We start from the raw sequence: 25,150 nt of genomic DNA, 5'->3' as shown, positions 1-25,150 counted from the left end.
GCTAAAGTTCTTCTTGTTCGCAGCGCGGAAACGCAGGGAAACACAGCGAACAGCGGGGCTATAGCTCAGTTGGTAGAGCGCCTGCATGGCATGCAGGAGGTCAGGAGTTCAATTCTCCTTAGCTCCACAATCAGGATCCCGTCCCCGTCAGGGGGCGGGATCCTTGCTTGTTCCCGGGTACGGTCCCCGAGGATCTCCGGCGGGCTGCCCCCCTTGCGGGCGCATGGCAGAATCGGACCGCCGGAGGGGAGACGGACCGAACGGGGAGGAGCGTGCGATGCCTGCGAGCCGCCACGAGCTCCCGGACCTGCCCCCGGGACCCGTCCCGACGCGTGCCCCGGTGATCCGAACGCCCGGTGGTCACACCGGAATCCTCCTCCTGTGCACGGCCCGCGGCCGCACCCGGGGCTGATGCATGGGTGCGCACAGGCGGAAATGCGACTGGTGCGGCAGCGGTACGCCCATCGTCAGGGACATGGACCCGGTCAACGCGGACTACCAGTACTGGTGCGAGGAATGCGCTCGGGCGCTGGTCATAAAGGGCGACCCCATCGAGACCTACCGGGAGCTGGAGGGGGAGCCGATCTACGGACGGCTGCTGGAGGAGCACTGCACGCTGAAGCGGTTCTACTCCTTCGCCACCGCCTGAACCGCCTCGGTGGCCGGCCGGAGCGGGGCCGATCGGAATCGATTTGGTGGACGGCAGGGGTGACCGGTAATGTTCTCGATGTCGCCACGGGAGACCGGGCAACACAACAAGGGGCTATAGCTCAGTTGGTAGAGCGCCTGCATGGCATGCAGGAGGTCAGGAGTTCAATTCTCCTTAGCTCCACAGTGAAGAACGACTGGCGGGCCATCCGATTCGGATGGCCCGCCAGTCGTTTGTGGCGGGTCAACTCCGGCCGCTGCCGAGGGCCTTCCGGCCGTTGCCCGGAGGCAGGGCGGGCCGCTCGGGAGCCGGCTGCTCGATCCGGAGCGCCAGGGCGGGACAACGGCGTACGGCACGCTGTGCGCGTCCCCGCAGATGCATCGGGACCGCGGCGTCCGCGAGGGCCGGGTATCCGTCGGGCCCGAGCCTGATCAACTCCGGGACGATGTCGGCGCACAGACCGTGGCCCCGGCAGAGCGTCCAGTCCACGGCCAGCTTCTCGCCGCTCGGAATGGACTCCTCCACATCCTGGTATCCAGGTGCGGGAAGCGGGAGGACGCCGAGCGTCTCGCGTCCGCAGCCGCCGTCCAGCGCGTGCGCGGCCAGATCGTCGGTGAACGCGGAGAGCGTGGAGGACAGGAAGCGCGCCGAGCCGTCCGGATGCTTGCAGGCGCCCCGCCCCCTGACCGCCAGGGTCACCTCGCGCAGGGCCTCCAGCGCGGCCGGTCCGCCCCCGTTCAGCACGTCGGAGAGACCGCCCGCGGCGGCCGGCAGCCCCAGCTTGCACGGGCCGCACTGGCCCGCTGTCTCGGCGGCCAGCCAGTTCGCCACCCGCAGGGATTCGCCCAGCGGGCAGGTCTCCTGCCCGATCGGCAGGATCGCCCCCGCGCCCAGCGCCCCGCCCGCCGCGGCCAGCGACCGACGGGAGACGACGGCGTCATGCAGGGCGTTCGCACTGATCCAGTTGCCGTGGTAGCCACCCGTCAGCACACCCTGTGGCAGTGGGGGCGCGCCGGCCAGCTGGAGCACGTACCGCAGCGGCACCCCCGTGGGCACCTCGACGACCATCGGACGTGCGACCGCGCCCGAGAGCGTGAGGAGCACCGTTCCCGGCTCGTCGGGGAGCCCGGTGTTCCCGTAGCGGCGGGCTCCCATGCGGGCGGCGACGGCGAGTTGCGCGTACGTCTCCGCGTTCGACAGCAGGGTCGGGGCGCCCCCGACCCCCGACTCGGCGGCCCGTTCGCGGCGCCCCGGCGGCAGCGCGGGGCCACCGGACGCGGCCCGGATGACGGCCGAGGCCTCTCCGGAGACCATGCGCTCCGGCGTACGCACCACCCGGGCCCGCAAGGGCTGCCCGCGCCGGTCGGAGAGACCGCGTTCGGCGAGCGCGGAGCGCACCGAGATCTCCGTGGAGTTACGGGTGACCGCGACGATCAGGGTGCGGGCGCCGAGCGCCTCCGCGGCCAGCAGGGCGCCGTCCAGGATGAGGTGCGGAGCGCGGTTGAGGAGCACCGTGTCCTTGCGGCAGGCGGGTTCGCCCTCGCTGCCGTTGATCACGACGACCGGCCGTATCCCTCGCCGGATCGACGCCTTGGCGACGGCCCGCAGCTTTCTGCCGAACGGGAAGCCGGCACCGCCGCGGCCGTTCAGCGAAATGGACTCGGCGAGCCCGGCCAGGCGTTCGCCGGTCATCGGCTCCAGCGGTCCGTGCACCTTCAGGTGCATGCCGAGGTCGAGCCGCTCCACCAGGTCGAAGCCGCTGGTCAGTTGGGGGAGGCCGACGACACGTACTTCCGGTACGTCGGGGAGCGGGATGTTCACGGCCGGTCTCCTGAGGGTGCGGTCCAGGGCTCTCCGGCCGGGGGCGGGTAGAACGGCCCCGGAAGCGGTGCGGTGCCGCCGACGGCGGGCAGCGGAGCGGTCGCGGCTCCGGAGGCGTACGGAGGTTCCTGGGCGGGGACGTGGGGCGCGGCGGGCATGGGCGGCCCGTACACGGTGTGCGCGGGGCCCGCCGCCGTTGCGGGCCCGGGCCGCGGGTGCGGCGCCCGGGCCGGCGGAGCGGGTGACGGCGCCGGCCAGTGTCCCGACGGTTCCCGGCGCGTGGTGGTTCCGGCGGCCGGCGAGACCGCGCGGTATCCGGCGTCTATCCCCGGCCCGGGCCTCGTGAGACCGCCGGGCCTGCTCGGGGGTGGATCGCCGAGGCGGTCGGAGCTGCGGGGCGGGGCCTCGTACAGCGGCGGAGCGGGTGCCGGGAGCGTGGTGCGCGGGTGCTCGAAGGACGAGGGCAGCGGGGTGCCGCGCAGCCGGCTGCCGGTGCCACCGCCGGCCGCGCCGTACGCCTCCGGTACGGCGGTGGTGTCCGCGCCGGGCAGCGGGGCCTCGCGGGCCGCCGGATCCGGATCGGCGGTCAGGGCGTCCGGCCTGACCAGGGCGGTGATCAGTCCGGCTGCCCGCCGCTTCACCGGCGGTGGCAGCATGCGCAGGCACAGCACGGCCGCCACGGCGACGAGAGACAGGCCGTACATCGCGACGACCCAGGCAGCGGGCGGTCGGCCCGCGTACAGACCGTGTACCAGCGCGGCGCACCAGGCCGGATAGGACAGCGCGTGCAGTGCGCGCCAGCGCCCGGCGACCTTGCTGGGACCGGCGAAGGCGCTGCGCAGCGCGCCCGTCGCGGCGGCGACCACCATCAGCAGTCCGGCCAGCGCGCCGAAACCGATGAGCCCCGCCGTACCCTCGACACCGAGACCGAAGGGGATGACGGCGCCGAGCAGCGCCACGTGCCCCAGCGAGACCTTGACCGTGACATGGAGCAGCAGGAAGCCCAGCGAGGCGGCCGCGGCGGTGCGGTGGACGGCCTGGCCCAGCAGCCGCTGTCGCGAGGAGAGGAACAGCCGGTCGGTCGCGAGGAGGCCCCAGCCCACCGCGGCGGTGAGCGAGACCAGCGAGAGGACACCGGTCGTGAAGTCGAGCGTGGCGCGGACACCGTCGCTGCCCGCCACGGCGAGCAGCGGCAGGAGAACCAGCACAGCGACGGCCAGCCCGCCCTGCACCTGACGGCTCGGCCCCTGGAAAGAGGCGGCCGATGAGCGGATCTTGCGATGAGGGTTCATGGGGGGCGACTCCGAATGGCTCGGCAAAGCGGTCCCGTTGCCGCATGCTAAGTCGCTCCATACCGGCCGGTAGGGGGTTTGGGTGGTTGCCCCGATAGAGGGCATTACGCGGAGTAACCCCCGCTTCCCGGACGTTCCGCCACGTGGTCCACCGTGCCCCGTGTCCACGGATCGGCGGCGCCCGGATGGCAGCCGGGCCTGTGCGGTACCCTGACGCCATGCGTGCCGTACGCCTTCTGCTTAGCGAGCCGCGCTGATCAGTCCCGACCGGTGAGAATGCCTGGTCGGCATCAGCGCGGCGTCCCCTCCTGTGCGAGGGGCTTTTTCGTTTCCGTAGACGCGTGTCCGTAGACGTGGGCGCCGGCAGATGACGATCGATGGAGCTTTGAGGATCATGAGCGAGACGAATTCCGCAGCCGACGTTGCTGCGCCGCACCGCTACACGGCAGCGATGGCCGCCGACATCGAGGCACGCTGGCAGGACTTCTGGGACGCCGAGGGTACGTACGAGGCGCCGAACCCGACCGGTGACCTGGCGGGCGACCCGGAGCTGGCCGCCAAGCCGAAGAAGTTCATCATGGACATGTTCCCGTACCCCTCGGGTGCGGGGCTGCACGTGGGCCACCCGCTGGGCTACATCGCCACCGATGTCTTCGCCCGTCACCAGCGGATGAGCGGCCACAACGTCCTGCACACCCTGGGCTTCGACGCCTTCGGCCTGCCCGCGGAGCAGTACGCCGTCCAGACCGGCACGCACCCGCGGATCTCGACCGAGGCCAACATCGAGAACATGACGGCGCAGCTGCGCCGCCTGGGCCTGGGCCACGACAAGCGCCGCTCGTTCGCCACGATCGAGTCGGAGTACTACAAGTGGACCCAGTGGATCTTCCTGCAGATCTTCAACTCCTGGTACGACACCGACGCGGACCGCGCCCGGCCCATCGCCGAGCTGGTCGCCCAGTTCGAGAGCGGCGAGCGCCCGACCCCGGACGGCCGTGACTGGAGCGCCCTGAGCGCCGCCGAGCGCGCCGACGTCCTGAGCGACCACCGGCTGGCCTACGCCTCCGACGCGCCCGTCAACTGGTCGCCCGGCCTGGGCACCGTCCTGGCCAACGAGGAGGTCACCGCCGACGGACGCTCCGAGCGCGGCAACTTCCCCGTCTTCAAGGCCAAGCTGCGCCAGTGGAACATGCGCATCACGGCCTACGCGGACCGGCTGCTGAACGACCTGGACGGGCTGGACTGGCCCGAGGCCATCAAGCTGCAGCAGCGCAACTGGATCGGCCGCTCCGAGGGCGCGCGCGTCGACTTCCCGGTGGACGGAGCGGGCAGCATCACCGTCTTCACCACCCGCCAGGACACCCTGTTCGGCGCCACCTACATGGTGCTGGCGCCGGAGCACGAGCTGGTCGAGCGGATCATCCCCGCCGCCTGGCCCGACGGCACCCACGCGGTCTGGACCGGCGGCCACGCGACCCCGGCCGAGGCCGTCACCGCGTACCGGAAGCAGGCCGCCGCCAAGTCCGACGTGGAGCGGCAGGCCGAGGCCAAGGACAAGACGGGCGTCTTCACCGGCACGTACGCGACCAACCCGGTCAGCGGCGAGCAGGTACCCGTCTTCATCGCCGACTACGTCCTGATGGGCTACGGCACCGGCGCGATCATGGCCGTCCCGGCGCACGACGCGCGCGACTTCGCCTTCGCGCGCGCCTTCGAGCTGCCGATGCGCTGTGTCGTCGAGCCGTCGGACGACCGCGGCACGGACGCCTCCACGTGGGAGGACGCCTTCGGCTCCTACGACGCGAAGCTGGTCAACTCCGCGAACGACGAGATCGCGCTGGACGGCCTGGGCGTCGTCGACGCCAAGATCCGGATCACCGAGTGGCTGAAGGAGCACGGGGTCGGCGAGGGCACCGTCAACTTCCGGCTGCGCGACTGGCTGTTCAGCCGCCAGCGCTACTGGGGCGAGCCCTTCCCGATCGTGTACGACGAGGAGGGCATCGCCCACCCGCTGCCCGAGTCGATGCTGCCGCTGGAGCTGCCGGAGGTCGACGACTACTCGCCGCGCACCTTCGACCCGGACGACGCCGACACCCAGCCGGAGACCCCGCTGTCGCGCAACGCCGACTGGGTCAACGTGACGCTGGACCTGGGCGACGGCGCCGGGCCGCGCAAGTACCGCCGCGAGACCAACACCATGCCCAACTGGGCCGGTTCCTGCTGGTACGAGCTGCGCTACCTGGACCCGAACAACGGCGAGAAGCTGGTCGACCCGGCGATCGAGCAGTACTGGATGGGCCCCCGCGAGGGACAGCCGACCGGTGGCGTCGACCTGTACGTGGGCGGCGCCGAGCACGCCGTACTGCACCTGCTGTACGCACGCTTCTGGTCCAAGGTGCTGCACGACCTGGGCCACATCTCGTCCGCCGAGCCGTTCCACAAGCTGTACAACCAGGGCATGATCCAGGCCTTCGTCTACCGGGACAGCCGCGGCATCGCGGTCCCGGCGGCCGAGGTCGAGGAGCGCGACGGGGCGTACTACTACGAGGGCGAGAAGGTCTCCCGCGTCCTGGGCAAGATGGGCAAGTCCCTGAAGAACGCCGTGACGCCCGACGAGATCTGCGGCGAGTACGGCGCGGACACGCTGCGTCTGTACGAGATGGCCATGGGCCCCCTGGACGTGTCGCGTCCCTGGGACACGCGCGCGGTCGTCGGCCAGTACCGGCTGCTGCAGCGGCTGTGGCGCAACATCGTCGACGAGGAGAGCGGCGAGGTCACCGTCGTCGACACCGAGCCCGGCGAGGACACGCTGCGCGCGCTGCACAAGGCGATCGACGGCGTCGGCGGTGACATGGCCGGGATGCGTTTCAACACGGCCATCGCCAAGGTCACCGAGCTGAACAACCACCTGACCAAGGCCGGTGGGCCGCTGCCGCGTCCCGTCGCCGAGGCACTGGTGCTGCTGGTGGCGCCGCTGGCGCCGCACATCGCCGAGGAGCTGTGGCGCCGGCTGGGCCACACCGAGTCGGTCGTGCACCAGGACTTCCCGGTCGCGGACCCGGCGTACGTCGTGGACGAGACCGTGACCTGCGTCGTGCAGATCAAGGGCAAGGTCCGGGCACGCCTGGAGATCTCCCCGTCGATCACGGACGCCGAGCTGGAGACCCTGGCCCTGGCCGACCCGGCCGTCGTCGCGGCACTGGACGGGGCGGGCATCCGCAAGGTGATCGTCCGGGCGCCGAAGCTGGTGAACATCGTTCCGGCCTAGTCGGCGGCTGCCGTTGTCGTGACGGTGCGGGGGCTCTCGGCGCGTGAGGGCTCTCGGAGCAGGAGGGCCGTCCGGGTGTGAGGGCTTTCCCCTACGGGCAGGTTGGGGGTTCCGATGGAACCCTCCGCCTGCCCGTTCCGTTTACGGTGGAGGGGCGGGTGAAACCGTGCCGCAAGCCGTCACACCATCCGAGGGGCGTCTCATGGAAGCCGTGATCCTGATTCTGGGACTGCTCGTCGTCGCCTTCATGGCTCTGGGTGTCTACGTGACCGTCAAGGTCGTCGGTGCGGCCAAGCGCGGCGTGGACCGCACGATCACGCAGGCCCGCCGCACGGTGGAGGACACCACGCTGCGGGCCAAGAGCTACGGGCAGGTGGGCGTCGGCGGCGAGCTGGCGCAGCTCCGGCTCTCGCTGCGCACATCGATGCGGGCCACTCAGGACGCGCTGCAGTCGGGCGTGGTCGAGGACGCCTCGCTCTCGGAGTCGCTGGGCCTGTTCCAGCGCCTCGGGGTGCACGGCCGCGAGCTGGACGAGGACCTGAAACGGCTGGAGCGCGAGCCCGACAAGGCGACGGTCGCCTCGCTGCTGCCGGACCTGAAGAAGCGCACCGAGCGCATCACGCGCGCGGCTGAGTCCCTGCGATGGGCCGCGCGGGACCGGGCCCGGCAGTTCGCCGAAGACGACCTGGCGGCGCTGAACGTGCAGATCGACGTGGAGGCCGGGGCGCTGCGGCACTGGACGACGGAGGAGCCGGTCGCGGAGGCTCGGACAGCCGCTGCGGCCCCGGAGTCTCCTGCGGCCCGCGCTCCTGAGCGGTCCGGGCCGGACCCGGCGGGCGGCGAGGGGGCCCCGCAGGCGCTTACGGCCCCGGATCCCCGACTGCAGACGGGATATCCGTGGCAGAAGGCGGCACGGCCGGAGACGACGAACTGACGACTCCGGGGAGATCGATCTTCCCTCTCGTGCTCGTGGCAGGCGGGCGTTACTGGCGGGAGTGGCAGGCGGGCCTCACCGGCGGGAGTGCCGGGCGGGCCTCATCGGCGGGCGTGGGAGGCGAGTGTCACCGGCGGGCGTGGCCGGACGGAGCGGCCGGCCGTGGTGGTCGGCGGGCGGCCGGGCCGCAGGTGAACATGGATGGCAGGATGCGGACCGAAGCGACCGGAACTGATCATTCGGTCGGGGTCGGCCTGCCGAGCCCCCTCCCCGACAGGTAACCTCCCGCTCATGTCCCGCCATGTCGCGATCGTCACCGATTCCACGGCCTACCTGCCGCCCCAGGCAATGGAACGGCATGGCATCACCGCAGTGCCGCTGACCGTCGTTCTCGGCGACCAGGCGCTGGAGGAGGGCACCGAGATCTCGGCCCGCTCCCTCGCCCTGGCCCTGCAGAAGCGCCGTTCCGTGACGACTTCGCGGCCGAGTCCCGAGGTCTTCGCCGCGGCCTACCGCGCGGCCGCCGACGCGGGGGCGAGCGCCATCGTCTCGCTGCACCTGTCGGCGGAGTTCTCCGGCACGTACGACGCCGCCCTGCTCGCCGCGAAGGACGCCCCGGTGCCGGTGCGCGTGGTGGACACCGGCATGGTCGCGATGGCCCTGGGGTTCTGCGCCCTGGCCGCCGCGGAGACCGCCGAGGCGGGCGGCAGCCAGGACGACGCGGTGGCCGCCGCAGAGAAAAGGGCTGCGGGCACGTCGGCCTACTTCTACGTCGACACCCTGGACTATCTGCGTCGCGGGGGCCGGATCGGTGCCGCGCAGGCCCTGCTCGGTTCGGCCCTTGCCGTGAAGCCGCTCCTCCAGCTGGACGGCGGCCGGATCGAGCTGCTGGAGAAGGTGCGGACGGCTTCGAAGGCCATCGCCCGGCTGGAGGAGATCGTCGCGGAGCGGGCGGGCAGCGGGCCGGTGGACATCGCGGTGCATCACCTCGCGGCCCCGGAGCGGGCCGAGCGGCTGGCCGAGCGGCTGCGCGAGCGCATTCCGGGCCTGGCCGACCTGCATGTCAGCGAGGTGGGCGCGGTGATCGGCGCGCACACCGGCCCCGGGCTGCTGGGAGCGGTGATTTCGCCTCGCTGACGTCACTCTCGGGAGTGGCCGCGTTATACACAACGGGCCGGTTTTCCACCGGAATCAGGTGTGCTCGGCAGGATTCCGCAGAGGTGCCTAGCGTCAGCGGCATGGCTTTCCGATCACACCGCGCAATCAGTCGTGCAACCAGCAGTGCAACGAGTCCTGCGAGCAATCGTGCGAGCAGCCGTGCAACGAGTCGTGCGAGCAGTCTTGCCGGCCGCCGTGGCGTAGGTGCGGGACGCGTCGGGCCTGTCAGCGGCCTCAGTCGGTTCGCCAGGGCCGGAACCGGCGTGTCCGGACCGGGAAGCGGGCCTGGCCGTCTCCGGGGAGGGGCGGGGACCGGCCCGGGCCGTCGGCGGCGGGCGCGGGGGCGTACCGCCGCCGCTGCCGCCTCGCGCAGCCGCGCGGACGCGCTGATGGCGGGGGGTTACGGGGGCCGGGTCGCGCGACCGGTGGTGGGAGTGGGCGCAGGCATCGCGTCGGCGGGGCGCACGGTGTTGCCAGTGCGGCCGGCCCCGGACCCGCCCCCGTCCGAGGTGCCTCCTCCTCAGGCGCCTCCGCTCCAGGCGCCTCCGCACGGGACTTCATCTCCGGGTCCTTCGGCGGTTCCTTCGCCGGTTCCTGCGGCGGTTCCTGCGGCGGGACCGTTGCCGGGGCCGCCGCCCGGGCCCGCTTCGGGTTCGTCTCGGGGCCCCGCGACGGGATCACCCCCGGGTCCCGCGTCGGGTTCTCCCGGTCCCGCGTCGGGGGCGTCTCCGGGCCCCGCGACAGGATCACCCCCGGGCCCCGCGTCGGGTCCGTCCCCGGGCCCCGCGTCGGGCTCGTCCTCGGGCTCCGCGTCGGGTTCGGTATCCGCGGACCGGTGGGGGAGGGCCGTTCCCGCGTTGAGGGAGCGGATTCCGGTGTGGCTCCAGCTCAGGTGTGGACTGGAGCCGAGGACCCTGGCCGCGCTGAGCGTGGTCCTGGTAGCGGCAGCGGTGTTCGCCGCGCTGCACTTCTGGTCCGCGCGCCCCGGTTCCGTACCCGCACCCGAGCGGGTCGGCGAGGCCGTGGAGTTGCCCGTGGCGGATGCGGGCGCGAACGGTGACGCGCACGCGGATGCGGGCGGCGGGGCCGGTGTGCCGGAGCCCTCACCCGGTACGCCATCCGGCGCCGGGCCGGGCGGGCAGGTCGTGGTCGACGTGAGCGGGAAGGTGAGGCGGCCCGGGATCCATCGACTGCCGTCCGGAGCCAGGGTCGCCGACGCGCTGCGCGTGGCGGGAGGGGCCCGGCCGGGCGTGAGCCTCGACAGCCTCAACCGGGCCCGCGTCCTCATCGACGGAGAGCAGATCATCGTGGGAGCCCCGCCGGGCCCGGCCGCCGCAAGCGGTACAGGAACCGTCGGCGGTCCCGCGGCGGCGGGCGGGGCGGCAGGGGCGGCCGGGCCGGTGGGCCTCAACACCGCGACGGTGGAGCAGCTCGACACGCTGCCCGGCGTCGGCCCCGTCCTCGCCCAGCACATCGTCGACTACCGCACCCGGCACGGCGGATTCCGCTCCGTGGACGAGCTCCGCGAGGTCAACGGCATCGGTGACCGCCGGTTCGCCGAACTCCGCCCACGGGTACGTCCATGAGCGCCCAGGACGTCCACACGGCATCGGGCCGCCGCCTGGGGGCCGCCGACCCGCGGCAGGAGGGACCGGTCGATCTGCGGCTGGTTCCCCCGGCCCTGGCGGCCTGGGCCGGGGCCGCGACGGCCCTGGACGTTCCCGGCCGCTGGGCGACCGTGGGAGTGGGTCTCTGCCTCGGCGCAGCGATGGTCCTCCTCGCCCTGCCCGGCTCACGGCCCGTCCGCACGGCGCACCTGTCAGGGACGGACCACGGGTGGAGCGGTGTGGAGGGCCGATGGTGGTCGCCCACCAGGCTGCACACCACGGCTGCCGCGGCGGCGCTGCTGTGCGCGGCGGCGGGGGTGGCCTCGGCGGGGCTGCACAGGGCCGATGCGCGGCAGGGGCCCGTTCCCGGACTGGCCGGGCAGTTCGCCGGCATCGACGCGGAGATCATCCTGACCTCCGACGCCCGCCGCACGACTCCGCGCGTGCGGGGCGACCACAGCACCCCCGATTCCCTCCTCCTGGACGCCGAGATCGTCCGGCTGGCGCGGCCCGGCGGAGCGGCCGTCAGGCTGCGTACGCCGGTGCTGGTCATCGTCACACCCGGGACTGCGGCGGCGCAGTGGCAGCGACTGCTTCCGTCCACCCGGCTGCGCGTCAGCGGCAGGCTGGCACCGCCGCTGCACGGCGGGGAGCGCGCCACCGCCGCGCTGCGAGCCGAGGGAAAGGGCCCGCCACGCATCATCGGCCCGCCCACCCGGCTCCAGCGCACCGCGGGCGGTCTGCGCGCCGGTCTGCGTACGGCGACGGACGGTCTCGGCCCCGATGCGCGAGCGCTTCTGCCCGGACTGGTCGTCGGCGACACCACGCGCGTCACCCCGGAACTGCACGAGGCCTTCCGGGCGACCGACCTCACTCATCTCATGGCGGTGTCGGGCGCCAATCTGGCGATCCTGCTCGTCCTGCTCATCGGCCCGCCCGGACGAGCTCTGCGCGTCGAACGCCGTGGCCTGGCGCCCGTGTTGGGGATCTCGTTGCGCGGCACGGCCCTGCTCGGTGGCGGGCTGACCCTCGCCTTCGTGCTCGTCTGCCGGCCGGAACCGAGCGTGCTGCGGGCCGCGGCCTGCGGCCTGATCACGCTGCTGGCCATCGGCACCGGGCGGCGCAGAACACTGATTCCGGCGCTGGCAGCCGCCGTTCTGCTGCTGGTGCTCTACGACCCGTGGCTGGCCCGCAGTTACGGCTTCGTCCTGTCGGTGCTGGCCACCGGGGCCCTCCTGACCCTGGCCCCGCGGTGGAGCGAGGCGCTGCAACGGCGGCGGGTGCCACCGCGGTTGGCGGAGGCGCTGGCTGCCGCTGCCGCGGCCCAGGCGGTGTGCTCGCCCGTCGTGGTGCTGCTCGCCTCCCGGGTGAGTCTGGTGGGCATCCCGTGCAATCTGCTGGCCGAGTTCGCGGTGGCGCCCGCCACGGTGCTCGGGTTCGCCGTGCTGGCCCTGGCTCCGGTGGCCATGCCGGTGGCCGAGCTGATCGCCCGGGTGGCGGGATGGCCGGCCGGGTGGATCGCGGCGGTGGCCCGTGCGGGGGCCGCGCTCCCCGGGGCGGAGGCCGACTGGCCCGACGGCCGTACGGGGGCGCTGCTCCTGGCCGCCCTGACGCTGCTGCTGGTGCTGTTCGCCCGGCGCGTGGGACGCCGTCCCTGGATCTGCTCGGCCGCCGCGCTGCTGCTCGTCCTCGCGGTGCTGCGGCCGGTGCCGCTGACCCGGGTGCTGACCGGATGGCCGCCACCGGGCTGGGCGTTCGCGATGTGCGACGTCGGCCAGGGGGACGCCCTGGCGCTCGCGGCCGGACCCGGCGCGGCCGTGGTCGTCGACGCCGGACCCGATCCCCGGCCGGTCGACCGGTGCCTGCGCGACCTGGGCATCACCCGGGTCCCGCTGCTGCTGCTCACCCACTTCCACGCCGACCACGTGCGCGGCCTGACCGGAGTGCTGCGGGGCAGAGCGGTGGGCGCGATCCAGACGACGAGCCTGGACGAACCCCCGGAACAGGCCGCGTTCGTCAGGAGGACCGCCGCTGCGGCCGGCATCCCCCTGGTGCGCACCGTCCCCGGTGAACGGCGCAGGACCGGAACCCTCGCATGGCAGGTGCTGTGGCCGCCGAACGGAGCGACGACTGCGGCGGGCCCGGCCGCAGGTCCCGTACCCGAGGAGCCGAACGACGCGAGCGTCACCCTGCTCGTACGGACCGGCGGGCTCACGCTGCTGCTCCTCGGTGACCTCGAACCCCCGGCTCAGCAGGGTCTGTTGCGCAGTCATCCGACGCTGCCGCGGGTGGACGTCCTCAAGGTCGCCCACCACGGTTCCGCGCATCAGGACGCGGCACTGGTGCGCAGCACGCGTCCGAGGTTCGCACTGGTGAGCGTGGGGCGGGACAACCCGTACGGGCATCCTGCCGCGCGGACGGTCGAGGCGCTCAGGTCCGGGGGAGCGGTGGTGCTCCGCACGGACAGGGACGGTGCGATCGCGGTGACGGGGGCCGGGGCGGGGCTGCGGGCGGTGGGCCGGTCGTGACGCCGCACCTCCGCCGCAGGCCCTACGGCCATGGGCTCAGGACACGGTGCCGCCTGCCGGGACAGACTGCCCCCATGGACCCACAATTGCCGCAGACCACCGACGCCTACCTGGAGCGGATCGGTGCCGGCCGGCCGGCCCGCGCCGACGCGGCGGCGCTGCGCGAGCTGCAACTGCGCCATCTGACCACCGTGCCCTTCGAGAACCTGTCGATCCACCTCGGCGAGGACATCGTGCTGGAGGAGGACCTGCTCCTCGACAAGATCGTGGCGGACCGCCGCGGCGGGTTCTGCTACGAACTCAACGGCGCATTCGCGGCGCTGCTGCGGGCCCTCGGCTTCCGGGTCACGCTGCTCCAGGCACGGGTCCACGGCGAGGCGGGGCGGCTCGGCATCCCGTACGACCACATGGCGCTGCGGGTGGAGACGGACGACGGCACGGGGCCGTGGCTCGCCGATGTCGGCTTCGGTGACCATGCCGAGAGGCCGCTCGCGCTCGGCGACCGCGCGGACCAGCGGGATCCACGTGGCATCTTCCGGATCGCGCAGCCACCGGCCGGGAGCGGCGTCGACGGGGCGGCTGCCCGCGACTACGGGGACCTCGATCTGCTGCGGGACGGTGCGCCCCAGTTCCGTCTGGACCCGCGTCCACGGGCGCTGGCCGACTTCCGGGCCGGGGCCTGGTACCACCGGACCTCACCGGAGTCCGGCTTCACCCGGTCGCCGGTCTGCTCGCGCTTCACCACCGCCGGGCGGATCACGCTCAAGGGCCATCGGCTCCTCACGACGGTGGGAACGGAGCGCCACGAGACGCTGCTGGAGAGTGACGAGGAGGTCCTCGCCGCCTATCGCGAGCACTTCGGAGTGCGCCTCGACCGGCTTCCCCCGGAGGAAGGGGTGGGTGTTTCCGTGTCGAATGGGTGACACACACAAACGGAACGATCAATTCGGACCTTCGGTAACACCTCCACCCAAGCCCTTGCGAGCCGCTCTGTTTGCCTCGAACGCCACAAGGGTGATCGAATGCATGATCGTCGGCGGGCCGCTGTCCCGACAGTGACGTCCAGTTCGTCGGCCCGAGGTGAAACCGCCCCCGGGAGTGCGTGGAGATGTTCGGCCGTTGGCTCGGAAACAAGGCAGCGACGGGTGCCGTGCGCGGCAACGCCCTCGCCGGACTTGCCGTACCGGACTCCGCGGGTGTCCTCAGCTGCCGGGTGCTCGACCCGGTCAACGAGGCGGTGCAGCAGGCCGAGTTCGTCGTCTCGGACGCGACGGGTCGCAAGGTCGTCGGCGGGGAGACGGACCCCTTCGGCAACGTCCTCGCCACGGTGCCGGCGGGGGAGTACCGACTGGCTGTCACGGCGGAGGGGTTCACCCCGTTCCACGGTTCGGCCGCCGTCGCCGAGGGTGCTCACGCGGGCCTGGGTGATGTGACCCTCCAGGTCTCCGCGCCTCCGCAGCTGCCCGACCCGGGCGAGTGGGAGATCGAGCCGATGCACTCGCAGATCGGTTTCACGGCCCGGCACATCGGGATGGCCCGCATCCACGGCCGGTTCAACACCTTCGCCGGTGCGGTCCGGATCGCCGACCGCATGGAGAACTCGGCCATGCACGTGATCATCGACGCCGCGTCGATCGACACGAACGTCCAGATGCGCGACGACCATCTGCGCTCGGGCGACTTCCTCGACGTCGGCCGCTATCCGACGCTGGAGTTCTACAGCGAGCGCTTCGTCCACCGTGGCGGCACCCGCTGGGGCGTCAGCGGCGCGCTCACCCTGCACGGAGTGAGCCGCACGGTGACGCTGGACACCCAGTACCTCGGCCTCGGCAACGGCCTGGAGGGCGAGACCCGTGCCGCCTGCCGCGCCACCACCGAGCTGCACCGTGAGGACTTCACCCTCACCTGGCAGACGATGCTGGCCCGCGGCATCGCCGCGGTCGGCTCCAGCATCTCGATCGACATGGACATCCAGATCGTTCCGAAGAGCTGACGGGCCGGCGCGGGGGCCTCTAAGGAGCCTCCAGCCAGCCTTCGTGCTCCGCGGCGAACGCATCGAGCGCCGCGGAGTCCAGACGCCCGTCCGGGTCCTCCACGACCAGCAGCCACTGGGCGTCCTCGGCGTCGTCCTCGCCGGCCAGCGCGTCGCGTACGAGCTGCGGCTCCTCCGTGACCCCGAACCGGTCGGCCAGCTCTCCGGCCGCCTCCTCCGCGGCGTCGCGGTCGGGCAGCACCAGTACATGTCTCACGTCACTCACCCGCCCATTCTCGGGTACGGGCCGAAGTGCCCCGGTCGCAGCCGGGCTGTCAGTGGCCCGTGGGATGCTGGACGGCGATGGCCACCAGAAGGAATTCCACCGACGACCCGCTCGCCCCCCTCACGCTCGCCGTGGGGCAGGAGGACCTGCTCCTGGACCGTGCCGTGCAGCAGGTGGTGGCGGCGGCCCGGGCCTCCGACGCCGACACGGACGTCCGGGACCTCACCTCCGACCAGCTCCAGCCGGGCACGCTCGCCGAGCTGACGAGCCCTTCGCTCTTCGCCGAGCGCAAGGTGGTGATCGTGCGCAACGCGCAGGATCTCTCCGCCGACACGATCAAGGACGTCAAGAAGTACCTCGACGACCCGGTCGAGGAGATCACCCTCATGCTGCTCCACGCGGGCGGCGCCAAGGGCAAGGGCCTGCTCGACGCGGCACGGAAGGCCGGGGCGCGGGAGGTCGCGTGTCCGAAGACCACCAAACCGGCCGAGCGCCTCTCCTTCGTGCGGGGCGAGTTCCGGACGCTGGGCCGCTCCGCCACCCCCGAGGCGTGCCAGGCCCTGGTCGACTCCATCGGCAGCGATCTGCGGGAGCTGGCCAGCGCGGTGTCGCAGCTCGTCGCGGATGTCGAGGGCACGATCGACGAGGCCGTCGTCGGGCGCTACTACACGGGGCGTGCGGAGGCGTCGAGCTTCACGGTCGCCGACCGGGCCGTCGAGGGACGGGCGGCGGAGGCCCTGGAGGCGCTGCGCTGGTCCCTGTCGACGGGGGTCGCCCCCGTCCTGATCACCAGCGCGCTCGCCCAGGGCGTACGGGCGATCGGCAAGCTCTCGTCGGCGCGTGGCGGCCGGCCGGCCGATCTCGCCCGGGAGCTCGGCATGCCGCCCTGGAAGATCGACCGGGTACGGCAGCAGATGCGGGGCTGGACGCCGGACGGGGTGGCGGTGGCACTCCGCGCGGTCGCGGACGCGGACGCGGGGGTCAAGGGCGGCGGGGACGACCCGGAGTACGCGCTGGAGAAGGCCGTGGTCGCGGTGGCGCGGGCCGCGCGGTTCGCCCCGGCGGGGCGGGGCCGGTGAGTGCGGGTTCGTCCGGCCGGACGCGGGTTCGGGTGTCCTCGATGGCCGTAGGGGCGTGAACGTACTGTTCGGGCGTCCTCGATGGCCGTACAGGCTTGAACATGTCGACCGGGTGTCCTCGATGGCCGTACAGGCTTGAACGTGTCGACCGGGTGTCCTCGATCGCCGTACAGGCTTGAACGCACGTTTCGGGTGTCCTCGGCGCCGGACGGGCTGAGCCGGGCCCGGTTCGTCTGTGGACGAGCCGTCCTGGCGTCCTCGGGCGCCGGACGTGCTGAGGCCGGCCGGTCGGCCGGACGGGCTGAGGTCTGCCGGGTCGGCCGAGCTCTGCCGGGCCAAATCATGACGAAGGCCCCCGCCGTTGCCCTGGGGAGGGGAACGGCGGGGGCCTTCGACGTGCGCTCGGTGCGCCGCACCCGCGTGGCGAACGCAGGTTCGGTGTGCGGCGCGGGGTGCCGGTCAGGAGCGGGAGAGAGGGCCCGCTGAATCCGTACCGGCGATCACATCAGAATGCTCAGCCCTGGAGGGTGGCAACCTTGGTGGCCAGCGCCGACTTCTTGTTGGCGGCGGCGTTCTTGTGGATGACACCCTTCGAGACAGCCTTGTCGAGGGCACGCGAAGCGTCGCGAACGGCCACGGTGGCCTTCTCGACGTCGCCCGCCACGACGGCCTCGCGGGCCTTGCGGATCGAGGTCTTGAGCGAGGACTTGACGGCCTTGTTGCGCAGGCGCGCCTTCTCGTTCGTCTTGTTCCGCTTGATCTGGGACTTGATGTTCGCCACGAAAGAGCCTTTTCAGGTTCGTTGGATCTTCGATGTGTGTCCTTGCGGCCCGAGAGCCACGAGGCACAGCTGTCCACGGTACCAGCCGCACTCCGACCGGCCCAAACCGGTCTTCGCCCCCAAGGCGTGGGACGATGGAGGCTACGTACAGATCCGACCGACCCGACATCGACCCGAGACACGGCGTTCGGCGTCTCAAGAATCAGGACCCTGCGTGCCCGCGACTCCTCTCCACGTGCCCGAGCCGAGCCGTACCGACCCGGCGCTGATCCGCAATTTCTGCATCATCGCGCACATCGACCACGGCAAGTCGACCCTTGCCGACCGGATGCTCCAGCTGACCGGTGTGGTCGACCAGCGGCAGATGCGCGCTCAGTACCTCGACCGGATGGACATCGAGCGCGAGCGTGGCATCACCATCAAGTCCCAGGCGGTACGACTGCCCTGGGCGCCCACGACCGGCGAGGGCCAGGGCAGCACCCACGTCCTCAACATGATCGACACCCCGGGACACGTCGACTTCACCTACGAGGTCTCCCGGTCGCTGGCCGCCTGCGAGGGCACGGTCCTGCTGGTCGACGCCGCGCAGGGCATCGAGGCCCAGACGCTGGCCAACCTCTACCTGGCGATGGAGAACGACCTCACCATCGTCCCGGTGCTCAACAAGATCGACCTGCCGGCCGCCCAGCCCGAGAAGTTCTCCGAGGAGCTGGCCAACCTCATCGGCTGCCAGCCCGAGGACGTCCTCAAGGTCTCCGCGAAGACCGGTGTGGGCGTGGACGCGCTGCTCGACCGGGTGGTCCGGGACGTCCCGGCGCCCGTCGGCAAGGCGGACGCACCCGCCCGGGCGATGATCTTCGACTCGGTCTACGACGCGTACCGCGGCGTCGTCACGTACGTCCGGGTCGTCGACGGCCAGCTGAACAAGCGCGAGCGCATCCGGATGATGTCGACCGGAGCCACCCACGAGCTGCTGGAGATCGGTGTCTCCTCCCCGGAGATGACCCCGTCCGACGGCATCGGCGTCGGCGAGGTCGGCTACATCATCACCGGCGTGAAGGACGTCCGGCAGTCCAAGGTCGGTGACACGATCACCTCCCTGAGCAACGGGGCGACCGAGGCGCTGGGCGGCTACAAGGACCCCAAGCCGATGGTCTTCTCGGGCCTCTACCCGCTGGACGGATCGGACTACCCGGACCTGCGCGAGGCCCTGGACAAGCTCCAGCTCAACGACGCCGCCCTGGTGTACGAGCCGGAGACCTCCGCGGCGCTCGGCTTCGGTTTCCGTGTCGGCTTCCTCGGTCTGCTCCACCTCGACGTGGTCCGCGAGCGGCTGGAGCGCGAGTTCGGTCTCGACCTCATCGCCACCGCGCCCAACGTGGTCTACCGCGTCGAGATGGAGGACGGCACCGAGCACACCGTCACCAACCCGAGTGAATTCCCCGAGGGCAAGATCGACAAGGTGCACGAGCCGGTCGTCCGGGCCACGGTCCTGGCGCCCAGCGAGTTCATCGGCGCGATCATGGAGCTCTGCCAGCAGCGCCGCGGCACGCTCCTCGGCATGGACTACCTCTCCGAGGACCGTGTCGAGATCCGCTACACCCTGCCGCTCGCCGAGATCGTCTTCGACTTCTTCGACCAGCTGAAGTCCAAGACGCGGGGCTACGCCTCCCTCGACTACGAGCCCACCGGCGAGCAGTCCGCCCAGCTCGTCAAGGTCGACATCCTGCTGCACGGCGACAAGGTCGACGCGTTCTCCGCGGTCACGCACAAGGACAAGGCCTACGCGTACGGCGTCCGGCTCGTCGCCAAGCTGCAGAAGCTCATCCCGCGGCAGAACTTCGAGGTGCCGATCCAGGCCGCCATCGGCTCCCGGGTCATCGCCCGTGAGACGGTCCGCGCCATCCGCAAGGACGTCCTCGCCAAGTGCTACGGCGGTGACATCTCCCGTAAGCGGAAGCTGCTGGAGAAGCAGAAGGAAGGCAAGAAGCGGATGAAGATGGTCGGCAACGTGGAGGTGCCGCAGGACGCGTTCATCTCCGTGCTGTCGACCGACGAGTCCGCCGGGGAGACCAAGGCGAAGAAGTAGTACGGACGTGTGGGGCGAGGGACGCCGGGACGGAGTCCCGCCCCTCCCTCCTGCCGGCCGGTAGACGAACCTACCGGCCGGTAGACGAACGGGTCCCCGCATCGCAGAACGCTGCGCCGCGGGGGCCCGTTCGTTATGAAGCGGGGTCCCGCTGCCTCTTACGCGGGGCGCGCGGGCGCCTTACTCTGATCACGGCTTCTTAGTTACTCGCCAGTTAAACAAGCGCCGTCAAGCGCACCCAGAAGTACCCGGAAGCGCGTAGAAGAGCGTAGAAGAACGTAGAAGAACGCAGAAGTAGCAGAAGTAAGCGGAGAGCACACCCCAACCAGCAGCCCGTCGTGAAGCACTGCCGCAGGCCCGGAGGATGTCGTGAGCGACACACAGACCATGATCGAGAACCGTCCGCCCTCCGTGGCGACCCTCTTCATCGACCGGGTGGCGGCCACCCCGGACGGGGAGGCCTACCGCTACCCCGTCCCCGCGGCCACCGGCCAGGGTCCCGACGAGTGGAAGTCCCTCAGCTGGGCGCAGGCCGCCGAGCGGGTCTTCGCCGTGGCGGCCGGACTGATCGCCCTCGGCGTGCAGCCGGAGGAGCGCGTCGCGCTCGCCGCGTCCACCCGGGTCGAGTGGATCCTGTCCGACCTCGGGGTCATGTGCGCGGGTGCCGCGACCACCACGATCTACCCCTCGACGAACACCGAGGAGTCGGCGTTCATCCTCTCCGACTCCGACAGCCGGGTCCTGATCGCCGAGGACGCCGTGCAGCTGGCCAAGGCCCGCGAGTCCCGGGCCGGGCTGCCGCACCTCGCCCACGTCGTCGTCATCGACGCCGAGGGTGCCGGGCCGGCCGAGGGCGACCCGGAGGGCTGGGTGCTGTCGCTGGCCGACCTGGAGGCACTGGGCGCCGCGCACCTGGCCGAGAACCCGGCCGCGATCACCGAACGGGTCGACGCGATCACCCCCGGACAGCTCGCGACCCTCATCTACACCTCGGGCACCACCGGCCGCCCCAAGGGCGTGAGACTGCCGCACGACAACTGGTCGTACATGGCCAAGGCCACCGTCGGCACGGGCCTGATCACCAAGGACGACGTCCAGTACCTCTGGCTGCCGCTCGCCCACGTCTTCGGCAAGGTGCTCACCTCCGGACAGATCGAGGTCGGACACGTCACCGCCGTCGACGGCAGGGTCGACAAGATCATCGAGAACCTGCCGATCGTCCAGCCGACGTACATGGCCGCCGTCCCCCGGATCTTCGAGAAGGTCTACAACGGCGTAGCGGCCAAGGCCCGTGCCGGCGGCGGGGCCAAGTACAAGATCTTCCTCTGGGCGGCCGGGGTCGCCCGCGAGTACGCGAAGGTCTCCCAGGACAACTTCCGGCGCACCGGCACCGCCTCCGTGCCGTTCGGTCTCGGCGCCAAGCACAAGGTCGCCGACACCCTCGTCTTCGCCAAGATCCGCGAGGCGTTCGGCGGCCGGCTCCGCGCCTGCGTCTCCGGCTCCGCCGCGCTCGCCCCCGAGATCGGCTTCTTCTTCGCCGGCGCGGGCATCCACATCCTGGAGGGCTACGGCCTCACCGAGTCGAGCGCCGCCTCCTTCGTCAACCCGGGCGAGGCCTACCGCACCGGCACGGTCGGCAAGCCGCTCCCCGGCACCGAGGTCCGCATCGCCGACGACGGCGAGATCCTCCTGCGCGGCCCCGGTCTGATGGAGGGCTACCAGGGACTCCCGGACAAGACGGCCGAGGTACTGGAGGCCGACGGCTGGTTCCACACCGGCGACATCGGTGAACTGTCCGTGGACGGCTACCTGCGGATCACCGACCGCAAGAAGGACCTGATCAAGACGTCCGGCGGCAAGTACATCGCACCGGCCGAGGTCGAGGGCCAGTTCAAGGCCGTCTGCCCGTTCGTCTCCAACATCCTGGTGCACGGCGCGGACCGGAACTTCTGCACCGCGCTCATCGCCCTCGACGAGCCGACCATCCTCGGCTGGGCCGCCGAGAACGGCATGGAGGGCAAGTCGTACGCGGACGTCGTGGCGTCCCCGAAGACCGTCGAGCTCATCGACGGCTACGTCAAGCGCCTCAACGACGGACTGCAGCGCTGGCAGACCATCAAGAAGTTCCGGCTGCTCCCGCGTGACCTCGACATCGAGCACGGCGAGGTCACGCCCAGCCTCAAGCTGAAGCGGCCGGTCGTCGAGCGTGCCTACAAGGACCTGATCGACGACATGTACGCGGGCTCCCGCGAGGCGTGACAGCCACCTGAGGCCCCGGCCCCCCGCGCACCGGGCGGGGGCCGGGGCCTTGTTTCTCCAGGCACTTCGGTAACTCGTCGCGTATGCGGGGGGCCGATCTGTCACTCTGTCCGTGTCGTCAGCGGCGCTGGGCCGGTCGGTCCAAGAGGGTCCGTCCCAACGGAGAACAGGCAGAGCGAGAACAGGTCAGGAGCCGCCCTGTGGGGTCCATTCCCTTGCAGCGGGACATCGTGCAACGTCCCGGAACCAACGGCGCGTCCACGGGCGCACAGCCCGTCGCCCGGACGAGCCTGCCCGGCAACCTGCTGGCGCCCGCCGCGGGCCGGCGGTTCGTCGCGGCGGCACTCGCCGAATGGAGCGGGCTCGGGCTTCCCGCCGCGGTCGGCTTCAGCGAGCGGCTGGCCGACGACGCGGCGGTCGTCGTCAGCGAACTCGTCACCAACGCCGTCGTGCATGCCGGCACCAACGTCGAACTCCTCTTCCGGCTGGAGGAGGCCACCGAGGACGAGGCCGCGGCGCTGGTCCTGGAGATCTCCGACCACCACCCCGCCCGCGCCGTACGCAGCGACGGTTCCGAGGGCGGCTTCGCGGGCGCGGCCGGCCCCGGCGAGCCCGCCGAGTACGGGCGAGGTCTCGAACTCGTCGCCACCCTCGCCGAACGCTGGGGCATCACCTACCGCACCGGCCTCAAGACCGTCTGGGCCCGGCTCCCCGTCGACGACTGGAACCCCTTCCCCGACTCCCGCCCGGAGCCCGGATTCCAGCAGGGCCTGCGCGCCGCCGAACTGCTCGCCCCCACCGCCCGCCGCGCCCTGCGCGACGACGCCGACTGGGCGGGCCGCGGCGCGCTGTCGTTCCTCGCCGAGGCCTCGGACCTGCTGGCAGGACAGCTCGACGAGGACATCGTGGCCGCGCTCGCCGGACAGTTACTCGTACCCCGGCTCGCCGACTGGTGCGCGATCTGGCTGGAGCCCGAGACCCAGGGCCGCGCGGCCGTCCCGCGCCTCGCCAAGGTCTGGCACGTCGACGAGGCCCGCATCCAGCCGCTGCGCACCCTGCTGGAGGGCGACCCGCTCCGCCTCCCCGAACGGGTCGGCACCGGACCCGTGTCGATGCCCTGGCCCGGCAGCGCGGAGGACGGCGGGCAGCCGGACGGGCTCGAAGGCGTCACGCTCGCCTACCGGATCACCTCGGGCGGCCGCACCCTCGGAGCCGTACTCCTCGGCCGCGAGGGCATCGCCCGCGTCCCCGACGAGGTCACCGCGCTGATCGAGGACTTCGTGCGCAGGGTCGGCCTCGCCGTGGGCGCGGCCCGTGCCTACACCCGGCAGGCCACCATCAGCCGCATCCTCCAGCGCGGACTGCTGCCCAGCAAGGTCGCCGACATACCGGGCGTCGCCAGCTCACTCGTCTACGAGCCCAGCGACGACGGGGTGGTCGGGGGCGACTTCTACGACATCTTCCCGTGCCCCGGCGACCGATGGTGCTTCGTCCTCGGCGACGTCCAGGGCAGCGGCCCGGAGGCCGCCGTCGTCACCGGGCTCGCCCGCCCCTGGCTGCGGCTGCTGGCCCGGGAGGGCTTCCAGGCCGACGAGGTCCTGGTCCGCCTCAACCGGCTGCTCCTGGACGACGCGATGGAGGCCGCCGAGGCCGCCGCGCTCATGGTCGCCGCCGCCGGCGGCCAGCACTCCGCGGACAGCGGACAGTCCCGGTTCCTGTCCCTGCTGTACGGGGAGCTCGTACCGCTGCCCGGCGGCGGCGCCCGCTGCACCCTGGTCAGCGCCGGGCACCCGCTGCCGCTGCTGCTGCGCCCCGACGGCACCGTACGGCCCGCCGCCGAACCGCAGCTGCTCCTGGGCGTCATGGACGACGCCGTCTACGAGACCCAGAGCTTCGACCTGGCCCCCGGCGACAGCCTGCTCTGCGTCACCGACGGGGTGACGGAGCGGCGCTCGGGGCCGCTGATGTTCGACGACGAGGACGGGCTGGCCCAGGCGCTCTCCGGGTGCGCCGGGCTGACCGCGGAAGGGATCGCGGACCGCATCAAGCACGCCGTGCACGCCTTCGCGGAGCGCCCGCCGGACGACGACCTGGCGCTGCTGGTCCTCCAGGCCGAGTAGGTCCGCACGCACGTGGCGTCCGGGTGCCGGGCGGCGCGCGACAATGGACGGTATGCCTTCCGTACTGCCCGATGGTGAGCCCGTGCCCGACGACGGGGCGCTGCCCCGCCATGCCCTGGAAGGCGCCGCAGAACGCCCGCTCGGCTTCTACCTCCACGTGCCGTACTGCGCGACCCGCTGCGGCTACTGCGACTTCAACACCTACACCGCGACCGAGCTGCGCGGCTCCGGCGGGGCGCTGGCCTCCCGCGACAACTACGCCTCGCATCTCATCGGCGAGGTCCGCCAGGCCCGCAAGGTCCTCGGCGACGACCCGCGCCAGGTCCGTACGGTCTTCGTCGGAGGCGGAACGCCGACACTGCTGGCCGCCGCCGACCTGGTCCGGATGCTGGCCGCGATCCGGGAGGAGTTCGGCCTCGCGGACGACGCCGAGATCACCACGGAGGCCAACCCGGAGTCGGTCGGCCCGGACTACCTGGCCGAGCTGCGCGAGGGCGGCTTCAACCGGATCTCGTTCGGGATGCAGAGCGCCCGGAAGCACGTCCTGAAGATCCTCGACCGCACCCACACCCCCGGCCGGCCCGAGGCCTGTGTCGCCGAGGCGAGGGCGGCAGGCTTCGAGCACGTCAACCTCGACCTGATCTACGGCACCCCCGGCGAGTCCGACGACGACTGGCGCGCCTCCCTCGACGCGGCGATCGGCGCCGGGCCCGACCACGTGTCGGCGTACGCCCTGATCGTCGAGGAGGGCACCCAGCTGGCCCGCCGGATCAAGCGCGGCGAGATCCCGATGACGGACGACGACGCGCACGCCGACCGGTACCTCATCGCGGACGAGGCGATGGCCGCGGCCGGCTTCTCCTGGTACGAGGTGTCGAACTGGGCCCGGACGCCGGAGGGCCGCTGCCTGCACAACGAGCTGTACTGGCGCGGGGCCGACTGGTGGGGCGCCGGACCGGGCGCGCACAGCCACGTCGGCGGCGTGCGCTGGTGGAACGTGAAGCACCCGGGGGCGTACGCGCAGGCGCTGGCCGAAGGGCGCTCGCCCGGCGCGGGCCGCGAGATCCTTTCCGCGGAGGACCGGCGCGTCGAGCGCATCCTGCTGGAGCTGCGGCTCGTCGACGGCTGCCCGCTGTCGCTGCTCGCCCCGGCCGGGCTGGTGGCGGCCGGGCGGGCGGTGTCGGACGGGCTGCTGGAGCCAGGGTCGTACGGGGAGGGCCGGGCGGTGCTGACGCTGCGGGGGCGGTTGCTGGCGGATGCGGTGGTGCGGGACCTGGTGGACTGAGGGGCGGGGCGCCTGCGGCGGG

At 72.1% G+C, this 25,150-nt stretch carries 17 protein-coding genes and 2 tRNA genes; 15 read left to right on the top strand and 4 right to left on the bottom strand.

The window, feature by feature from the left end:
* The first annotated feature begins 54 nt into the window (after nucleotides 1-54).
* The 3 genes from ACIQMX_RS08560 (at nucleotide 55) to ACIQMX_RS08550 (ending at nucleotide 832) form a co-directional block, all read left to right on the top strand.
* A tRNA-Ala gene (locus tag ACIQMX_RS08560) sits at nucleotides 55-127 on the top strand.
* 288 nt (nucleotides 128-415) lie between these two features.
* Nucleotides 416-649, top strand: a complete 234-nt coding sequence (locus ACIQMX_RS08555) for a hypothetical protein (RefSeq protein ID WP_111331746.1) — start codon at nucleotides 416-418, stop codon at nucleotides 647-649.
* A gap of 110 nt (nucleotides 650-759) precedes the next feature.
* Nucleotides 760-832: transfer RNA gene (locus ACIQMX_RS08550), tRNA-Ala, on the top strand.
* Between the two features lie 60 nt (nucleotides 833-892).
* Here ACIQMX_RS08550 and ACIQMX_RS08545 read toward each other — a convergent pair.
* Both ACIQMX_RS08545 and ACIQMX_RS08540 read right to left on the bottom strand, forming a co-directional pair.
* Nucleotides 893-2,470, bottom strand: a complete 1,578-nt coding sequence (locus tag ACIQMX_RS08545) for a ferredoxin (protein WP_363065928.1) — start codon at nucleotides 2,468-2,470, stop codon at nucleotides 893-895.
* Nucleotides 2,467-3,762 (bottom strand): hypothetical protein, encoded by a 1,296-nt coding sequence (locus tag ACIQMX_RS08540; RefSeq protein WP_402475907.1) that lies wholly within the window; start codon nucleotides 3,760-3,762, stop codon nucleotides 2,467-2,469. The genes ACIQMX_RS08545 and ACIQMX_RS08540 overlap by 4 nt, the downstream gene beginning before the upstream one ends.
* Before the next feature lie 394 nt (nucleotides 3,763-4,156).
* Between ACIQMX_RS08540 and leuS the strand changes: the two genes are divergently transcribed.
* From leuS to ACIQMX_RS08505, 7 genes are all read left to right on the top strand, one after another.
* On the top strand, nucleotides 4,157-7,030 hold the full coding sequence (gene leuS / locus ACIQMX_RS08535) for a leucine--tRNA ligase (protein ID WP_402475906.1): 2,874 nt from the start codon (nucleotides 4,157-4,159) through the stop codon (nucleotides 7,028-7,030).
* A 202-nt stretch (nucleotides 7,031-7,232) separates the two neighbouring features.
* Nucleotides 7,233-7,964: a hypothetical protein gene (locus tag ACIQMX_RS08530; RefSeq protein ID WP_363065933.1), complete on the top strand. Its 732-nt coding sequence runs from the start codon at nucleotides 7,233-7,235 to the stop codon at nucleotides 7,962-7,964.
* A 291-nt stretch (nucleotides 7,965-8,255) separates the two neighbouring features.
* Nucleotides 8,256-9,101, top strand: a complete 846-nt coding sequence (locus ACIQMX_RS08525; protein WP_363065935.1) for a DegV family protein — start codon at nucleotides 8,256-8,258, stop codon at nucleotides 9,099-9,101.
* A gap of 896 nt (nucleotides 9,102-9,997) precedes the next feature.
* Nucleotides 9,998-10,708 (top strand): helix-hairpin-helix domain-containing protein, encoded by a 711-nt coding sequence (locus tag ACIQMX_RS08520; protein WP_402475904.1) that lies wholly within the window; start codon nucleotides 9,998-10,000, stop codon nucleotides 10,706-10,708.
* Nucleotides 10,705-13,257: a ComEC/Rec2 family competence protein gene (locus tag ACIQMX_RS08515; protein WP_402475902.1), complete on the top strand. Its 2,553-nt coding sequence runs from the start codon at nucleotides 10,705-10,707 to the stop codon at nucleotides 13,255-13,257. Before ACIQMX_RS08520 ends, ACIQMX_RS08515 begins: the two co-directional genes overlap by 4 nt.
* Before the next feature lie 74 nt (nucleotides 13,258-13,331).
* Nucleotides 13,332-14,180: an arylamine N-acetyltransferase gene (locus ACIQMX_RS08510; RefSeq protein ID WP_402475901.1), complete on the top strand. Its 849-nt coding sequence runs from the start codon at nucleotides 13,332-13,334 to the stop codon at nucleotides 14,178-14,180.
* A 185-nt stretch (nucleotides 14,181-14,365) separates the two neighbouring features.
* Entirely contained in the window at nucleotides 14,366-15,250 is an 885-nt protein-coding gene (locus tag ACIQMX_RS08505; RefSeq protein WP_402475899.1) for a YceI family protein, read from the top strand.
* Nucleotides 15,251-15,269: 19 nt separating this feature from the next.
* On the opposite strand, the gene ACIQMX_RS08500 is transcribed toward ACIQMX_RS08505, so the two are convergent.
* Nucleotides 15,270-15,515: a hypothetical protein gene (locus ACIQMX_RS08500; protein ID WP_402475897.1), complete on the bottom strand. Its 246-nt coding sequence runs from the start codon at nucleotides 15,513-15,515 to the stop codon at nucleotides 15,270-15,272.
* A gap of 77 nt (nucleotides 15,516-15,592) precedes the next feature.
* On the opposite strand from ACIQMX_RS08500, the gene holA reads away from it, so the two are divergent.
* Entirely contained in the window at nucleotides 15,593-16,594 is a 1,002-nt protein-coding gene (holA, locus tag ACIQMX_RS08495) for a DNA polymerase III subunit delta (protein ID WP_363066057.1), read from the top strand.
* Between the two features lie 514 nt (nucleotides 16,595-17,108).
* Here holA and rpsT read toward each other — a convergent pair.
* On the bottom strand, nucleotides 17,109-17,375 hold the full coding sequence (gene rpsT / locus ACIQMX_RS08490) for a 30S ribosomal protein S20 (RefSeq protein WP_136325190.1): 267 nt from the start codon (nucleotides 17,373-17,375) through the stop codon (nucleotides 17,109-17,111).
* A gap of 214 nt (nucleotides 17,376-17,589) precedes the next feature.
* Here rpsT and lepA point away from each other — a divergent pair, with 214 nt between their 5' ends.
* From lepA to hemW, 4 genes are all read left to right on the top strand, one after another.
* On the top strand, nucleotides 17,590-19,464 hold the full coding sequence (gene lepA, locus ACIQMX_RS08485; protein ID WP_266778642.1) for a translation elongation factor 4: 1,875 nt from the start codon (nucleotides 17,590-17,592) through the stop codon (nucleotides 19,462-19,464).
* A gap of 369 nt (nucleotides 19,465-19,833) precedes the next feature.
* Nucleotides 19,834-21,723 (top strand): AMP-binding protein, encoded by a 1,890-nt coding sequence (locus tag ACIQMX_RS08480; RefSeq protein ID WP_363066059.1) that lies wholly within the window; start codon nucleotides 19,834-19,836, stop codon nucleotides 21,721-21,723.
* A 215-nt stretch (nucleotides 21,724-21,938) separates the two neighbouring features.
* A complete protein-coding gene (locus tag ACIQMX_RS08475; RefSeq protein WP_363066155.1) occupies nucleotides 21,939-23,843 on the top strand; it encodes an ATP-binding SpoIIE family protein phosphatase in 1,905 nt (634 codons plus the stop codon).
* Nucleotides 23,844-23,895: 52 nt separating this feature from the next.
* Nucleotides 23,896-25,128, top strand: coding sequence for a radical SAM family heme chaperone HemW (hemW, locus tag ACIQMX_RS08470; protein ID WP_402475894.1), 1,233 nt, complete (start codon nucleotides 23,896-23,898; stop codon nucleotides 25,126-25,128).
* The last annotated feature ends 22 nt before the right edge of the window (nucleotides 25,129-25,150 follow it).

Source organism: Streptomyces sp. NPDC091416 (assembly GCF_044756845.1).
Classification (GTDB): Bacteria; Actinomycetota; Actinomycetes; order Streptomycetales; family Streptomycetaceae; genus Streptomyces.
The sequence above is the reverse complement of the archived record's forward strand: the minus strand, read 5'-3'. Positions and strand labels throughout refer to the sequence as shown.

Bases quoted from the DNA above. Each gene is read 5' to 3' on its own strand.
- hemW (WP_402475894.1), top strand. From the start codon at position 23,896: ATGCCTTCCGTACTGCCCGATGGTGAGCCCGTGCCCGACGACGGGGCG.
- ACIQMX_RS08540 (WP_402475907.1), bottom strand. From the start codon at position 3,762: ATGAACCCTCATCGCAAGATCCGCTCATCGGCCGCCTCTTTCCAGGGG.
- holA (WP_363066057.1), top strand. From the start codon at position 15,593: ATGGCCACCAGAAGGAATTCCACCGACGACCCGCTCGCCCCCCTCACG.
- ACIQMX_RS08530 (WP_363065933.1), top strand. From the start codon at position 7,233: ATGGAAGCCGTGATCCTGATTCTGGGACTGCTCGTCGTCGCCTTCATG.
- ACIQMX_RS08505 (WP_402475899.1), top strand. From the start codon at position 14,366: ATGTTCGGCCGTTGGCTCGGAAACAAGGCAGCGACGGGTGCCGTGCGC.
- ACIQMX_RS08555 (WP_111331746.1), top strand. From the start codon at position 416: ATGGGTGCGCACAGGCGGAAATGCGACTGGTGCGGCAGCGGTACGCCC.
- ACIQMX_RS08515 (WP_402475902.1), top strand. From the start codon at position 10,705: ATGAGCGCCCAGGACGTCCACACGGCATCGGGCCGCCGCCTGGGGGCC.
- ACIQMX_RS08510 (WP_402475901.1), top strand. From the start codon at position 13,332: ATGGACCCACAATTGCCGCAGACCACCGACGCCTACCTGGAGCGGATC.
- ACIQMX_RS08525 (WP_363065935.1), top strand. From the start codon at position 8,256: ATGTCCCGCCATGTCGCGATCGTCACCGATTCCACGGCCTACCTGCCG.
- leuS (WP_402475906.1), top strand. From the start codon at position 4,157: ATGAGCGAGACGAATTCCGCAGCCGACGTTGCTGCGCCGCACCGCTAC.